We start from the raw sequence: 15,483 nt of genomic DNA on the forward strand, positions 1-15,483 counted from the left end.
ACCAGGCGCGCCCCTAGCCGTCCGTCGATCGGGTCAGCGTCTCCCAGGCGGCGAGTTCGGCCTCCAGGGCGGCGAGTTTTCCGCGCACCAGCTCGAGCGCATCGCTGCCCAGCAGCAGGTGCGCGGGCGGATGCGGGGCGTCGAGCAGGGTCAGGATGGCGCGTGCGGCCTTGGCCGGGTCGCCCGGCTGGTGGCCGCTCCTGGACTGGCGCGCCTCGCGGATCGGGTCGAACAGCGCGTCGTAGTCGGCGATGCTGCGCGGGGTGCGGACCATTGAACGGCCGGCCCAATCGGTGCGGAACGAGCCGGGCGCCACCGCGGTGACGTGGATGCCCAGCGGCGCGACTTCCTTGCCCAGGGTCTCGGAAATGCCTTCCAGCGCGAACTTGCTGCCGCAGTAATACGCGATTCCGGGCATCGTGATGAAGCCGCCCATCGAGGTGATGTTGACGATGTGCCCGCGCCGCCGCCGGCGCATTCCGGGCAGCACGGCCTTGATCATGGCAACCGCGCCGAACACGTTGACGTCGAACTGCCGGCGTAGCTCATCCAAGGCGGATTCCTCCAGCACGCCCTCGTGGCCGTAGCCGGCGTTGTTGACCAGCACGTCCAGCGGTCCGACGTCGGCCTCGATCGCATCGATGACGCCGGGGATGGCGTCGAAGTCGGTCACATCCAGCAGCCGACCCATCGCGCCGGCACCCAGCGCCTCGAACGTCTGCTGCGCCTGCGGGCTGCGGACCGTGCCGACGACGCGATGGCCGGCGGCCAGCGCCGCTTGGGCGAGCGCTTGGCCGAAGCCGCTGCTGACGCCGGTGATGAGCAGGGTTTTAGGCTGTGTCATGGCACGCTCCGGAGTTCAAAGAAGAGGTGTAGGATGCTCTAGACACTCGGTGGAAACGACGCCGAAACGTCTACTTTGATTGCCTATTTCTATGAATCCTTCGCTCGATTCCATCGCATTGCTGCGCGCACTGGCGCCGCGGGAGGGCTACAACCTGACCGCCTTGCCGGACGTGCGGGTGCTGCGCTCGGACCGGTCGCTGACGCTCACGCCGGTGCTCTACGACCCCGGCATCGTGTTCGTATGCCAGGGCGCCAAGCGGGGGTACTTCGGCGATGCGGTGTTCGTCTATGACGAGCAGCATTACCTCGCGGTCTCGGTGCCGGTGCCTTTCACCATGCAGTCGGAGGGCAGCGCGGAGCGGCCATTACTGGCGCTGTACCTGCATCTGGACGTGCCGCTCGCTGCAGGCTTGATGCTCGAGATCGAGCACGCCGGCGGCGTGCCCCCCGCGCAGGCGCCCAAAAGCCTGATGTCGAGCCCGATGGACGACACATTGCGCCAGACCGTACAGCGTCTGCTGCAAGCGCTGAGCCAACCGCTGGACGCGGCGATCCTCGGCCGCGCGCTCGTACGCGAACTGTACTTCCGCGTGCTGACTGGACCGCAGGGACAGACGCTGCGCGCGGCGCTGGCCCAGCAGGGCCGGTTCGGCCGCATCGGCCGCGCGCTGCAGCGTATCCACCGCGATCACGCCCGGCGACTCGATGTCGCGCAACTCGCTCAAGAAGCTGGGATGAGTGCGCCGTCGTTCCACGTCCATTTCAAGGCCGTGACCCAGGTCGCGCCGATGCAGTACCTGAAGTCGATCCGCCTGCACCAGGCGCGTGTGCTGATGGCGCGCGACGGGATGACCGCCACGGCCGCCTGTCATGCGGTGGGGTACGAGAGCGCGTCGCAGTTCAACCGCGAGTTCAAACGGCTGTTCGGCCGGTCGCCGCGGGCGGAGGTCGCGCGGATGCGCGCCGATTTCGCGGTGCCGCCGGCTGCACCCGGCGGTGGTTTCGTCGCCTCGCATTGAGCGGCGCCGCGCGCGCCATCGTGGTGGGGGTGCCGCGATCGGGGCGCGCTCGCGCAGGTCATCGGCGGACGCGTCGGCGCGAGGCGGTCGGTTGCGTGACTGCCCTGCGGTCTCCCATTGCGGTGTCGCGGCCGTCATCGAGTTGGTTGGCGACCAACGTGTCGTCGCCCTGCAGCCGGTGCGAGCAGGCCCCTGTGGTATTTTGCGCGCCATCTTCGTGCCGTGCGTTGCGCGCCATTGCCGATCCGTGGCCGCGCCTGCGGCCATCCAGGATCCGGCGTGGCCGCTGGCGATGCGTAACGCGTACGGCGTGCGCCGCGCCTTCCTTTCCCTTGAGTGGTCCGCCTGTCTGTGAAATTTTTCGTCTCCTGCGCCAAGGGCCTGGAATACCTGCTCGTCGATGAGGTGCTCGCGCTGGGCGCGGCTCAGGCCACGGCCACCGTCGCCGGGGTCAATGCCGAGGGCACGCTGCAGGACGCGCAGCGCGCGGTGCTGTGGTCGCGGCTCGCCAGCCGGGTGCTGTGGCCGATCGCCGATTACGCCTGCGAGCACGAGGACGCACTGTACGCCGGCGCGCGCGCGGTCGACTGGGCGGCCCATCTCGATCCGTCGATAACCCTGGCGATCGATGCCCACGTTTCCGGCAGCGCGATCACCCACGCGCGCTACGCCGCGCAACGGGTCAAGGATGCGATCGTCGACACCCTGCGCGAGGCCACCGGCGCGCGCCCGGATGTCGATGTCGAGGCGCCGGACCTGCGGCTGAGTCTGGTGGTGCGCAAGGGGCGCGCGTTGCTCTCGGTGGACCTGGGCGGCGGGCCGCTGCACCGCCGCGGCTGGCGCCGCGCCCAGGGCGAGGCGCCGCTGAAGGAAAACCTTGCCGCGGCGGTGTTGATGCGCGGCGGCTGGCCGACGCTGTACGCCGCGGGCGGCGCGCTGCTCGACCCGATGTGCGGCAGCGGCACGCTGCTGATCGAGGGCGCGTTGATGGCCGCCGATGTCGCGCCGGGCCTGGCCCGCGACGGCGGCGCGGCGACCGCCGGCCGGGCGCCGAGCCGCTGGCACGGCTTCGATGCAGCGCATTGGCGGACGCTGTGCGACGAGGCCTTGGCGCGCGAGCGCAGCGGCCGCGAGCGCCTGCGGACCGCATTCTTCGGCCGCGACCTCGACCCGCACGCGGTGCATGCCGCGCGCGAGAACGCCACCGCGGCCGGGCTGCGCGACGCGATCGACTGGCAGGTCGGCGACGTCGTCGCCTTGCAGGCGCCGCCGTCGTCCCTGCCGTCTGATGCCGCATCGAACGACGCCGCGCCGAGCGGCCTGGTCGTCTGCAATCCGCCCTACGACGCCCGTCTGGCCGCCGATGCCGCGCTCTACCGCAGTCTCGGCAATGCGCTGGCGCGCGCGGTGCCGGACTGGCGCGCGAGTCTGCTGTGCGGCGATCCCGAACTCGCGCACGCGACCGGACTGCGCGCGAAGAAGAAGTACCAAGTGTTCAATGGCGCGCTCGAGTGCAGCCTGATCGTCTGCGATCCGGTGCGCCCGCCGCAGCGCGAGGTCGACGACGCGCCGCAGGCGCTGAGCGAGGGCGCGACGATGGTCGCCAACCGCCTGCGCAAGAACCTGCGCCGGTTCAAGGCGTGGCGCGAGCGCGAAGGCGTGACCTGCTACCGCGTCTACGACGCCGACCTGCCGGAGTACGCGGCCGCGATCGACGTCTACATCCAGTCCGAATCCGACCCGACCGCCGATGGCGCGCCGCTGTGGCTGCATATCCAGGAGTATGCCGCGCCGGCCGAGATTCCCGAAGCCACGACCCGGCGCCGTTTCGGCGACGTGCTGAGCGCGGCTCGTGAGGTGTTCCGCATTCCGCGCGAGCGCATCGCGATCAAGACCCGCAGCCGCGGCAAGGGCGGCAGCAAGTACGGGCGTCTCGACGCGCGCCATGCGTTCATGCTGGTCGAAGAGGGCCAGGTACGCCTGCGCGTGAATCTGTTCGACTATCTCGACACCGGCCTGTTCCTCGACCATCGCCCGATACGCCTGCGCATCGCGGAAGAGGCGGCCGACACGCGCTTCCTCAACCTGTTCGGCTACACCGGGGCCGCGACCGTGCATGCCGCGGCCGGCGGTGCGCGGACGACCACGACCGTCGACCTGTCGGCGACCTACCTGCAGTGGTGCGCGGACAATCTCGCCGCCAACGGCATGGGCGGCGCGCGGCATCGGCTGGTGCAGGCCGATGCGCTGCAGTGGCTGGAGGCCGAGACCGCGCAGTACGATCTGATCTTCTGCGACCCGCCGACGTTCTCCAACTCCGCGCGGGCCAAGGATTTCGACATCCAGCGCGAGCACGTGCGCCTGTTGCGTGCGGCCGTTGCGCGGCTGGCGCCCGGTGGCGCGCTGTATTTCTCCAATAACTTCCGTCGGTTCCGACTCGACACCGAGGCGGTGGCCGCGTTCGCCCACTGCGAGGACATCACGCCGGCGACGATCGCGCCCGATTTCGAGCGCAACCCGCGTATCCATCGCGCCTGGCGGCTGACCGCGCGCTGAGGGCCGCGAGCGGGCGTGCGATCGCGCCCGGTCTGCGGCCGCAGCAATGTGGGCCGGATGCGGTCGGTGCGAGCAGGGGGACCGTGCGGACACGATGTGGCGCGCCGCGCCGCGTGCCGGCGGAAACCTTGCGTTCCATCCACGCCGGTGGAATTGGCCCGCCGCACCCGCATCGTGTGCGCTCAGATCCTGTTCGGAGCTTCCCGATGACCGCCTCCCAGACCGCCCGCGTCGTGCGCACCGTGCGCGGCATGCCCGCCAGCGACGGTGCCGGCGTCAAGCTCACCCGCGTCATCGGCACGCCGCAGCTGCCTGATCTCGATCCGTTTCTGATGCTCGACGAGTTCGGCACCGATCGCGCCGAGGACTACCTGGCCGGCTTTCCCGACCACCCGCACCGTGGCTTCGAGACCGTGACCTACATGCTCGACGGTCGCATGCGCCATCGCGATAACCACGGCAACGAGGGCCTGCTGGTCCCCGGCAGCGTGCAGTGGATGACCGCCGGGCGCGGCCTGGTGCACTCGGAAATGCCTGAACAGCAGGCCGGGCGGATGCGCGGCTTCCAGCTGTGGGTGAACCTGCCCGCGCGCGAGAAGATGACCGCGCCGCGCTACCAGGAGTTCGCGCCCGAGCGGCTGCCGGTGGTCGAGCCCGCGCCGGGCGTGACCGTCAAGCTCATCGCCGGCAGCGTGGACGGCACCGCCGGCCCGATCGCGCAGCCGGCGACCGACCCGCTGTATCTGGACATCACGCTGGCGCCGGGCAGCGACTGGGCGCTCGATCTGCCTGAAGGCCACAACGTCTTCGCCTATGTCTACGAAGGCCAGACGACGGTGGGGGAGGGCGAGGAGATGCGCCCGCTCGCGTCGCAGGACCTCGGGGTGCTCGGCGGCGGCGCGCGGCTGCAACTGCATGCCGGTGAACAAGGCGCGAAGCTGATCGTCGTCGGCGGCCGTCCGCTGCGCGAGCCGGTGGCCCGCCATGGTCCGTTTGTTATGAATACTCGCGAAGAACTCATGCAGGCCTTTGTGGATTTTCAGGAGGGCCGGTTCTAGAAAAGACCGGTTCTAGAAAAGACCGGTTCTAGAAAAGACCGGTCTAGAACTGGCCCCGCACACGTCCGCCTCAGTTGCCGAGGCGGACGTCGGCGAACTCCAGTTGTTCAACCTGACGCAATGTGCGCGCCAGCTGCGCCGGGTCATCGGCGCGCACGATGATGTGGGCGTAGTCGCCCGAGGTCAGCTCCAGCAGCGTCTCGCGCACGATGGCGCTGGTCAGGTCGTTCTGCGGTGCATGCCACCAGGCCGAGAGTCCGTCGATGCGGACCGGAGCGCCGATCCGCTCGCCCCGGCGCGGTTGGAACGTTGGCGTGCGCCCGATCGCGACCGCGAACGGCTGGCGCTGGGTGTCGAACTCGATCGCGCGGCAGAACACGAAATCGTCGCTCTCCTGCACGCTCCACTGCACGTTGGCGATGACCGGCAACTGCGGACAGGCGCTGACAGTGTCGGCCTGCGCGGCGGCGCCGCAGCACAATGCGCCAAGCAACGTCAGCGTTCGAATGCGATGCATCATCGGCTCCCTGTATGACCTGGGCAGACCATAACGCAGGGCCCGGCGGGTGGGTGTCGGAAACGAAGAGAACGCGGTTCGGACTGCGGCGCATTCGCGGCTCGGAGACGTGCGCATCTGCCGACAGCCTGTCTCGACTCATTGCATCGCGGTGGTCATGGCCGTGCGTTGGCGGCAGGCCTGCGTCGCCGATCGCCAGTCACTCGTCGCACAGGCCGGCGCGCCAGGCCGCGAGCTTGTCGTCGAACCGAAGCGCCGCATGCGCCGGGCTCGTCGAGGGCAGCCGCGCCAGGTCCGGGACGTGCGGCAGTGTCGGCAGCACGTGTCGACGGAACAGGGTCTGCGCGGCGCTGCCGTTGAAACGGATGCGGTCGATGCCCGGATGGGCCGCCAGCAGACCGGCGATGTCGTTGGCGACGACGCTGCCGGCCTCGATCCGGGCATCCAGGCTGCCGGGACGCACGCATTCGCCAGCGACATCCCACAAGGCGATCCCGGCTGTTCGCAGGCGTGCCAGCCGCTGCGCATAAGGCAGGTCGGGCCCGGCGTCGAACAGGGCGCCCATGATCGGCCAGAACAGGTTGCGCGGATGCGCGTAGTAGCGGCCCGCATCCAGCGAGGCCACGCCCGGCATGCTGCCGAGCACCAGCACGCGGGCGCCGGGGCCGACGACGGGGGCGAAGCTGCGGAGCACCGAGTCTGACATCGAGAGGGACGTGGGGCGGGGCCCGCATGCTGCCATGTCTGCGATGACGTCTGGGCACCTGGGGGCGACCCGGACTGGGTCGGCTCCGGATTGCTCCGGCCGACATCGTCGCCGGAGGGGCGCGATCGCTCGATGCGAGCCCGCTGCCGCGGTCAACGCGGTCTCATCGCGCTCCAGCCACGCAACCAATCGTGCCGGGTCGAAGATGGCGTCGCGACGCGTCAGGTGGATGCGTTGCAACTGTTTGCTGCCGAAACCGCGCACCACTACACCGCACTGCTGATCCAAGTTGCCGACAGCGCCCCTCGGATGTCTGTACGCGCGCCAGCGAAGACGCCGCGCTTTGCCTGGCGGGCCACTTCGACACGGGTGCCCGGGGTTCCGCGATGCGCTGGCGCGGCGCCGAACCGGCGGATCGCGCCTGGCGTCGACGCCCAGGCGCGCGTTGGCGCGCGCTGGCGTTCGCATGCGAGGCCGGGTGCTGGCGTCGGGTGGAGTACTACCGGCAGTAACATCGCGGGAAAGCGGCGGGCGGGTGTAGCCGCAGGTGGAGAGGGGCGGCCAGCCGCCCTTGCGCGTGTGATCGGATGCGGCGATTCCCGACCTCCGGGTGCGCAGTCGCCGGACTGTGCGAGCCCGCGTCGCGCTGCAGGCTGTCGGCAGGCCAGTGCAGGACGCGCGGGATGGAACAGGGCGAAGGTGCGATTGCCGGGCGGGGGGGCCGCATCGGCGATAGCGACTGCAGCGGTGGCAGATCGGGCGGGGCCGAGGTCGAGGCGATGCGCCCGTCGCTCGCGTTGTTCGGCATCGCGACCGGCGCGGCGCTGGTGCTCGGCGCAACCGCCTGCCTCGCGTTGCCGGCGCTGCCGCCGGTGTGGGCGCTGGGGCTGTTGCTCGCGTTGGGGGCGGGCGCCTGGGGCTTGGGGCGCGGGGCGCTGCGCGTGCTGGGTGCGGGCATTTTCGGCCTCGCGCTGTGCGGACTGCATGCAGCGCACGCGCTGTCGCTGCAGTGGCCGGCCACGATGGCGCGCAGCGACGTCGTCGTGTCGGGGCGCCTGGTCGGACTGCCCGTGCACGAGGCGCAGCGGACCTGGTTCGAGTTCCGGGTCGACGCCGATGCGGCGCCCGCGGCCTTGCGCGGTCGGTTGCTGCGGCTGTCGTGGTTCGATACCCGCGACGCGGCGCCCGATCCTCGGCGGCTGGCGCTCGAACCCGGCGACCGCTGGCGCTTCACCGCGCGTATCCGCGCGCCGCGCGGGCTGCGCAACCCCGGCTGGATCGACAGCGAAAAACACGCGATGGCGCGGCGCGTGACCGCGGTGGGCTATCTGCGTACCGGCGAGCCGATGACGCGGCTCGAGGCGACCGGTGGCATGGACCGCTGGCGGCATCGCACCGCCGAGCGGATCGAGCGCGTGGTCGACGGGGACGCCGCGCGCTTCGTCCGTGCGCTGGCGGTGGGCGACACGCGCGGCCTCGGTGAGCTCGACTGGGAAGGGTTGCGCGCCACTGGCCTGACCCACCTGATCGCGATTTCGGGCTTCCACGTCGGCATGGTTGGCGGCGCGTTCGCGTTGTTGGCGGCCGCAGTGTGGTGGTGTCTGCCGTCGCTGGGCCGCTTGTTGCCCCGGCCGCAGGCGGCGGCGCTGGCCGCGTTGGCGGCCGCCAGCGTCTATGCCGCCGCAGCCGGCTGGGAGCTGCCGACGGTGCGCACGGTGCTGATGATCGCGGTCGCCGTCGTCGCCCGCCTGGTGCGCCGCCGGTTGCGCATTGCCGATGCCCTGGCCTATGCCGCGATCGCCGTGGTGCTGGTCGACCCGATGGCGGTGCTGTCGGCCGGCTTCTGGCTGAGTTTCGCCGGCGTCGCCTGGCTGGTGTGGTGCTTGCCCGATGCCCGCGCGCTGTCGCTGGCGCGGGGGCTGCTGGCCTCGCAATGGGTGGCGACGCTCGGGTTATTACCGCTGACCGTGACCTTGTTCGGCCAGGCATCGCTGGCTGGTCCGCTGGCCAATCTGGTCGCGATTCCCTGGTGGAGCTTGGTGGTGGTGCCGCTGGCGGTGCTCGGCACCGGCCTGGAAGCGCTGCATGCCGGCGCCGGGGACTGGGCCTGGCGGCTGGCCGCGTGGGCGTTCGCGCCGAGCTGGCGGCTGTTCGACCGGCTCGCGGCCGCGCCGTTCGCGTTGTGGTGGCTGCCGACCCCACATCGACTCGCGCTGCCTTTGGCGCTGCTGGCCGCGTTCTGGCTGCTGCTGCCGCGCGGCGTGCCGGGCAAGGGGTTGGCTGCGCTGCTGTGGCTGCCGTTGCTGTGGCCGGACCGGGACCTGCCCGGGCCGGGCGAAGCCGAGCTGGTGGTACTCGATGTCGGCCAGGGGCTGGCGGTGCTGATCCGCACCGCGGGCCACGCCGTGCTCTACGACACCGGCCCGGCGATGCCCGATGGCTACGACGCCGGCGAACGGGTGGTGGTGCCGGCGCTGCACGCCCTGGGGGTGCGCCGGCTCGATGCGATCGTCGTCAGTCATGGCGATGCCGACCACGCCGGAGGCCTGGGCGCGGTGCAGCGGCGCTTCGCCGCGCCGGTGGTGTTCGCGCCGCAATGGGACCGCGTGCCCGACGCCTCGCCGTGTCTGATGGGATCGGCCTGGCGCACCGACGGCGTCGTGTTCCGGTTCCTGCATCCGGACCTGCATTTCCCGCCGTTCCGCAATCCGTCCAGCTGCGTGCTGCGCGTGGAGACCGCGCATGGCGCGGCGCTGCTGCCAGGCGACATCGACACGGTCGTGGAGCGGCTGCTGGCGCATCGCGACCCCGAGGCGCTGGCGGCGGAGGTCGTGGTCGCCGCGCATCACGGCAGCGGCGGCTCGTCGGATCCGGTCTTCGTGGCCGCGACCGGCGCCGGGCAGGCACTGGTCTCGGCTGGACACGGCAACCGGTTCGGCCATCCGCATGCCCCGGCGCTCGCGCGTTGGACCCAGCAGGGCGCCGCCACGCCGGGCACGGCCGAGGCCGGTGCGCTGCGGGTGCGTCTGGGGCCCGGCGGCGTCCGCGTGGCCGGTGAGCGTGCGCGTATGCCGCGGCTCTGGGACGCCGCGCGCCGCAGTGAGCGCGCCGCCGGGGACTGAGTCGCGCTACGTTATCCTAGTCGCCCGAGTGGACCGGCCCCGTGGCCGAAGGGGTTTGCGTGCTCGAACTGGTGAAGGCCGGCGGCTGGCCGATGATACCGCTGCTGCTGCTGTCGGCGTTCGCGCTGGCGATCATCGTCGAGCGCTTCTGGGCCCTGCGTCGGCGTGCGGTGCTGCCGCCCGGCCTGGGCGGGGAGGTCCGGGCCTGGGCCACACGCGGCGCGCTCGACCCGGCGCATATCGCCTCGCTGCGCGCGACCGCGCCACTGGGCGCGTTGCTGGCGGCGGCGCTCGATGTCCGCGACCGGCCGCGCGAGGAGATCCGCGAGCGCGTCGAGGATGTCGGCCGCCATGTCGCCTTCCAGATGGAGCGCCATCTCAACGCGCTGGGCACGATCGCCGCGGCCGGGCCGCTGCTGGGCTTGTTCGGCACGGTGGTGGGCATGATCCAGATGTTCCTGGGCGTGATGGACCATGGCATTGGCGATGTCGACCAGCTTGCCGGCGGCATCGGCAAAGCGCTGGTGTGCGCGGCGACGGGCATGATCGTCGCGGTGCCGGCGCTGATGTTCCACCGGCATTTCCGCGCGCGGATCGACGGCTACATCGTGGCGATGGAGCACGAGGCGATCCTGCTGATGGATGCGATCGACCCGCGCACGGCGCGCCGCCCGCCTGCCGCCGTTCCGGGACGGGGCTGAGCGATGCGCATCCGCGACCGGCGCGCACGCGACGAGCCCGAGATCAACCTCGTGCCCTTGATCGACGTGATCCTGGTATTGATCATCTTCTTCGTGATCACCACCACGTTCGACGCGCGCTCGGTGCTCAAGCTCGAGTTGCCGCAGGCCACGGGCGAGCGCAACGACGCCCGGAGCGATACGCTGACGCTGCTGATCAATGCCGACGGCCGCTACTTCGTCGAGGACCGCGAAGCGCTGCGCACCGATGTCGACGCGCTCAAGCGCACGATCGTCGAGGTCGCCGGCGACGATCGCGAGCGCGTGGTGCTGCTGCGCGCCGACGCCCGCACGCCCTGGCAGGCGGTCGTCACCGCCTACGATGCGCTCGGCCAGTTGGGCTTTACCCGCATCGCCAATGCGACCGCGCCGCAGACGGCCGGACGCGTGGGCGATCCCGCTTCACAGGAACGTTGACGTCATGGCTTCTCCCCCCCAAGGCGCGACACGCGCCGATCGCGCCTGGCCGGTCTACCGCCGGCTGCTGACCTTCGCCGGCGCCTACCGCGGCCTGCTGTCGGTCGCGCTGGTCGGCATGCTGATCGAGGCCGCCGCCGGCGGCGCCTTCACCAAGATGATGGAGCCGATCATCGATGAGACGTTCGTGTCGGCCAATGCCGGCGTGAACCTCTGGTTGCCCGCGGCGATCATCGCGCTGTTCGTGGTCCGCGGCCTGGCCGGCTACCTGGCCGACTACAACATGGCCAAGTCCGGGCGCGGCATCGCGCGGGATCTGCGCGTGCGCGTGCTCGCCAAGTACCTCGGGCTGCCGGGCATGCGCTTCGATGCCGAGCCGGTGCCGTCGATGCTGGTCCGGCTGGGCTCGGACAGCGACCAGGTTTCGCAGGCCGCGATCGACGCGGCCAAGGTGATGCTGCAGCAGTCGTTGCAGATCATCGCCTCGCTGATCGTGATGCTGATGACCAGTTGGCAGGTCACGCTGACCATCCTGGCGATCGCGCCGCCGTTGTCGTGGATCATGGGCAAGGTCGCGCGCCGCTATCGCCGCGTCAGCCACAGCATCCAGGACAGCGCCGCGATGCTGATGCAGACCGCCGACCAGTCGCTGAGCAACCAGCAGGAAGTGAAGATCTACGGCGCCCAGGCGGCCGAGAACGCGCGCTATGCGGAGGTCGCCGAGCGGCACATGCGGCTCAACCTCAAGGTCGAGGCGACCCGCGCGATCTCCTCGGGCGTGGTCCAGCTGATGGGGTCGATCGGCCTGGCGTTGCTGCTGTTGATCGCCGGCTACGAGGCCTCGCAGGGCCGGCTGACCGCGGGTGGCTTCGTCGCGCTGATGATCGCGATGATGGCGATCATCCCCGCGCTCAAGCAATTGACCAACGTGCAGAACATGCTCCAGCGCGGCGTCGCCTCGGCCGAGCGCTTGTTCGAGATCCTCGATGCGCCCGACGAGCACGACCCGGGCGTGCGGCCGCTGGCGCGCGCGCGCGGCGAGATCGAGTTCCGCCACGTCGGCGCGCGCTATCCGGGGCAGGCCGAACCGGCGCTGGAGGATGTGAGCTTCGTCGCGCGCCCGGGCACCGTCACCGCGATCGTCGGCCGCTCGGGCAGTGGCAAGTCGACGCTGATCAAGCTGCTGCCGCGCTTCTACGAACACGAGACCGGCGAGATCCTGCTCGACGGCCATCCGCTGGAGGAGTACCGGCTGGCCGACGTGCGCCGGCAGATCGCGCTGGTCGGCCAGCAGGTGATGCTGTTCGACGACACCGTCGCGGCCAATGTCGCCTATGGCGAGATGGCAGGCGCGCCGATCGCCGCGCTCGAGGGGGCGATCCGCGGCGCGAATGCGATGGAGTTCGTCGACAAGCTGCCCGACCGGCTGCAGAGCGGGATCGGCAATCGTGGCGGCCGCCTGTCGGGCGGTCAGCGGCAGCGCCTGGCGATCGCCCGCGCGATGCTCAAGGACGCGCCGATTCTGATTCTCGACGAGGCGACCGCGGCGCTGGATGCCGAATCCGAACGCCTGGTGCAGGACGCACTCGAGCACCTGATGCCCGACCGCACCACGCTGGTCATCGCCCACCGGCTGGCGACGATCGAGCATGCCGACCAGGTCCTGGTGCTCGACCACGGCAGGCTGGTCGAGCACGGCACCCACCGCGAACTGCTCGCGCGTGGCGGCCTGTATGCGCACCTGCATCGCATGCAATTCCGCGAGGCCGAACCGTCGGCGGAGCAAGACGCGTGAAGGCGCCGGGCTACTGGTTCGACGGCAGCCGACCGCCGCTGCACGCGCGGTTGCTCGCCCACGTGTACGCGCGCGCCAGCGCCTGGCGACGCAAGTGGCTGCGCACCCGCAAGGTCGCGCGTCCGGTGCTGGTCATTGGCAACCTAATCGCCGGCGGCAGCGGCAAGACGCCGTTGACGATCGCGATCGTCGAGCGCCTGCAGGCCGCCGGTTGGACGCCCGGCGTCGCCAGCCGCGGCTACGGCCGCGACGAGGCGGGGACGCCGCGCTGGGTGGAACCGGTCAGCGATCCGCGCTGGTCTGGCGACGAGCCGGTGCTGATCGCAGCCCGCACCGGCGCCAAGGTCCGCGTCGACGCTGATCGGGTCGCGGCTGCGAACGCGCTGATCGCCGCGGGCTGCGACATCGTGGTCTGCGACGACGGCCTGCAGCATTACCGCCTGCAGCGCGACGTCGAGATCGAGGTCATCGACGGCCGCCGTCGCTACGGCAACGGCGCACTGATCCCGGCCGGGCCACTGCGCGAGCCGGTCGAGCGTGGCGCGCGCTGCGATTTCCGCGTGCTCAATGCCGGTATGGACGACAGCCTCGAACCGGATTTTGGCGAGTGGCCGATGCGCCTGGAGACCGCGCACGCCCTGCCGCTGGCCGGCGGGCGTGCGCGTCCGTTGTCGGCCTTCGCCGGACAGCGCGTGCATGCGGTGGCCGGCATCGGCGATCCGGAGCGCTTCTTCGACACGCTGCGCCGCCAGCGCATCGCCGTGGTGCCGCATGCGTTCGCCGATCACCATCGCTACACGCCCGAGGACCTGCATTTCGGCAGCGACCTGCCGGTGCTGATGACCGAGAAGGACGCGGTCAAGTGCATGCGTTTCGCCGGCGAGCGGCACTACAGCGTGCCGATCGCCGCGCGGCTGCCCGAAGCGTTCTGGATCGCGTTGTTCGATCGCCTCGAGGCGATCCGCAACCCAGCCGGTAAGGGCTGAGTGTGCTTGCAGGCCGCAGCGTCGGTCAGGACGCGCGCTTGACCGCGGCCATCGCACGCGCCCGCTCGGGCGGCGCGAAACTGTCGGCGCGCGCCACCGGCCAGAACGTCCGGAACACCGCGTGCTCGGGCACGCCGGTCAGCAGTTCGCCCGGCTCCAGGAACCGGTAGAGCGCGGCGAGTGAGCGGACCTCGGTCGGCGAGACCCGGCGCAGGATGTGCTCCGGACCGATTTGCATCGGATGCTCGAGCCCGGCGGCGCCAAGCATGTCGCGCAGCCCGCGCAGGGTGTTCTGATGGAAATGGAACACGCGCTCGGCCTTGTCGGGTACATCGAGCAGGCGCCAGCGGCGCGGGTCCTGGGTCGCCACGCCGGTCGGGCAGCGGTCGTTGTGGCAATTGCGCGACTGGATGCAGCCCAGCGCGAACATGAAACCGCGGCCGGCATTGCACCAGTCCGCGCCCATCGCCAGTTGCCGGGCGATGTCGAAGCCGCTGGTGATCTTGCCCGCCGCGGCGACCCGGATGCGCTCGCGCAGCCCGATGCCCACCAGGGTGTTGTGCACCAGCATCAGCGCTTCCTGCAGCGGCAGGCCGACATGGTTGATGAACTCCGACGGTGCCGCGCCGGTGCCGCCTTCGGCGCCGTCGACGACGATGAAGTCGGGCAGGATGCCGCTATCGAGCATCGCCTTGGCGATGCCGAACCATTCCCAGGGATGGCCGATCGCCAGCTTGAAGCCCACCGGCTTGCCGTCCGACAACGTCCGCAGCCGTGCGACAAACTCCAACAGTCCCAGCGGCGTGGAGAACGTCGAATGCGCCGCAGGCGATTCGCAATCGATCCCGACCGGGATGCCGCGGGTCTGGGCGATCTCAGGCGTCACTTTCGCGCCGGGCAATAGCCCGCCGTGGCCCGGCTTGGCGCCCTGCGAGAGCTTGATCTCGATCATCTTGACCTGCGCCTCGGCCGCGTGCCGGGCGAAGCGGTCCTCGTTGAAGCGGCCCTGCTCATCGCGGCAGCCGAAGTAGCCCGAGGCGATCTCCCAGACCAGGTCGCCGCCGTGTTCGCGGTGGTAGGGCGAGATCGCGCCTTCGCCGGTGTCGTGATAGAAGCCGCCGCGCTGCGCGCCCAGGTTCAGCGCGCGGATCGCGTTGGCCGACAGCGAACCGAAGCTCATCGCCGAAATGTTGAACACACTGGCGGCATAGGGCTGCGCGCTTTCCTCGCCGACCGGGATGCGGAAATCGTGCGACTGGGCATGCGCGGGCACCAGAGAATGGTTGATCCATTCGTACTGCGTGCCGTACATGGGCAGCTCGCTGCCGAACGGCACGACGTCGCTGACGTTCTTCGCGCGCTGGTAGACCAGCGCACGCTGCTGGCGCGAGAACGGTACTTCGTCCTGGTCGTCCTCGATGAAGTACTGGCGGATCTCGGGCCGGAAGGACTCCAGGCCGTAACGGAAATGCGCGGTCAGCGGATAGAGCCGACGCAGAGTCGCCCGGCGCTGCAGCAGGTCCAACGTGCCCAGGCACGCAAGCGCGAAGAACACCGTGGCTGCGATTGCCCAACCGCCCGAGTCCAGTGTCCATGCGCAGGCCAACGCGACGACCGCCATCAGGACCGAGACGCCATATGTCAGGTAACGAACCATCCGACTCCTTCGTGCGTCCCGGCCGGTGCCGATCGCGATGCGGATCGCCATGGTAGGAGAGGGT

General features: G+C 70.5%; 12 protein-coding genes. 8 read left to right on the forward strand and 4 right to left on the reverse strand.

The window, feature by feature from the left end; translation table 11 throughout:
- Positions 1 to 13: 13 nt before the first annotated feature.
- Positions 14 to 844, reverse strand: a complete 831-nt coding sequence (locus MNO14_RS06365) for an oxidoreductase (protein WP_241945874.1) — start codon at positions 842 to 844, stop codon at positions 14 to 16.
- Positions 845 to 935: 91 nt separating this feature from the next.
- On the opposite strand from MNO14_RS06365, the gene MNO14_RS06370 reads away from it, so the two are divergent.
- The 3 genes from MNO14_RS06370 to MNO14_RS06380 all read left to right on the forward strand — a co-directional run bounded on the left by MNO14_RS06370 (position 936) and on the right by MNO14_RS06380 (position 5,479).
- The gene (locus MNO14_RS06370; protein ID WP_241945875.1) at positions 936 to 1,865 is read left to right on the forward strand and encodes an AraC family transcriptional regulator; all 930 of its coding nucleotides are present in this window, start codon (positions 936 to 938) and stop codon (positions 1,863 to 1,865) included.
- Positions 1,866 to 2,216: 351 nt separating this feature from the next.
- Positions 2,217 to 4,421: a bifunctional 23S rRNA (guanine(2069)-N(7))-methyltransferase RlmK/23S rRNA (guanine(2445)-N(2))-methyltransferase RlmL gene (rlmKL, locus tag MNO14_RS06375; RefSeq protein WP_241945876.1), complete on the forward strand. Its 2,205-nt coding sequence runs from the start codon at positions 2,217 to 2,219 to the stop codon at positions 4,419 to 4,421.
- Positions 4,422 to 4,627: 206 nt separating this feature from the next.
- Positions 4,628 to 5,479 carry a pirin family protein gene (locus tag MNO14_RS06380; RefSeq protein WP_241945877.1) on the forward strand — a complete coding sequence of 284 codons (852 nt, stop codon included), beginning with the start codon at positions 4,628 to 4,630 and terminating at the stop codon, positions 5,477 to 5,479.
- A gap of 70 nt (positions 5,480 to 5,549) precedes the next feature.
- On the opposite strand, the gene MNO14_RS06385 is transcribed toward MNO14_RS06380, so the two are convergent.
- Both MNO14_RS06385 and MNO14_RS06390 read right to left on the reverse strand, forming a co-directional pair.
- Positions 5,550 to 5,996, reverse strand: a complete 447-nt coding sequence (locus MNO14_RS06385; protein ID WP_241945878.1) for a hypothetical protein — start codon at positions 5,994 to 5,996, stop codon at positions 5,550 to 5,552.
- Positions 5,997 to 6,195: 199 nt separating this feature from the next.
- A complete protein-coding gene (locus tag MNO14_RS06390) occupies positions 6,196 to 6,702 on the reverse strand; it encodes a DNA-deoxyinosine glycosylase (protein WP_241945879.1) in 507 nt (168 codons plus the stop codon).
- Positions 6,703 to 7,481: 779 nt separating this feature from the next.
- Between MNO14_RS06390 and MNO14_RS06395 the strand changes: the two genes are divergently transcribed.
- The 5 genes from MNO14_RS06395 to lpxK are packed head-to-tail and all read left to right on the forward strand — an operon-like array spanning position 7,482 to position 13,762.
- Entirely contained in the window at positions 7,482 to 9,824 is a 2,343-nt protein-coding gene (locus tag MNO14_RS06395) for a DNA internalization-related competence protein ComEC/Rec2 (protein ID WP_241945880.1), read from the forward strand.
- 59 nt (positions 9,825 to 9,883) lie between these two features.
- Entirely contained in the window at positions 9,884 to 10,525 is a 642-nt protein-coding gene (locus MNO14_RS06400) for a MotA/TolQ/ExbB proton channel family protein (RefSeq protein WP_241946280.1), read from the forward strand.
- A gap of 3 nt (positions 10,526 to 10,528) precedes the next feature.
- A complete protein-coding gene (locus MNO14_RS06405; protein ID WP_241945881.1) occupies positions 10,529 to 10,981 on the forward strand; it encodes a biopolymer transporter ExbD in 453 nt (150 codons plus the stop codon).
- A 4-nt stretch (positions 10,982 to 10,985) separates the two neighbouring features.
- On the forward strand, positions 10,986 to 12,776 hold the full coding sequence (msbA, locus tag MNO14_RS06410) for a lipid A export permease/ATP-binding protein MsbA (protein ID WP_241945882.1): 1,791 nt from the start codon (positions 10,986 to 10,988) through the stop codon (positions 12,774 to 12,776).
- Positions 12,773 to 13,762, forward strand: coding sequence for a tetraacyldisaccharide 4'-kinase (gene lpxK, locus MNO14_RS06415; RefSeq protein ID WP_241945883.1), 990 nt, complete (start codon positions 12,773 to 12,775; stop codon positions 13,760 to 13,762). Before msbA ends, lpxK begins: the two co-directional genes overlap by 4 nt.
- Positions 13,763 to 13,787: 25 nt before the next feature.
- Here lpxK and MNO14_RS06420 read toward each other — a convergent pair whose 3' ends face one another.
- A complete protein-coding gene (locus MNO14_RS06420; RefSeq protein WP_241945884.1) occupies positions 13,788 to 15,419 on the reverse strand; it encodes an FMN-binding glutamate synthase family protein in 1,632 nt (543 codons plus the stop codon).
- Positions 15,420 to 15,483 lie beyond the last annotated feature (64 nt).

Origin of the sequence: Luteimonas sp. S4-F44 (genome assembly GCF_022637415.1) — a bacterium.
In the GTDB taxonomy this organism is placed as follows: domain Bacteria; phylum Pseudomonadota; class Gammaproteobacteria; order Xanthomonadales; family Xanthomonadaceae; genus Luteimonas.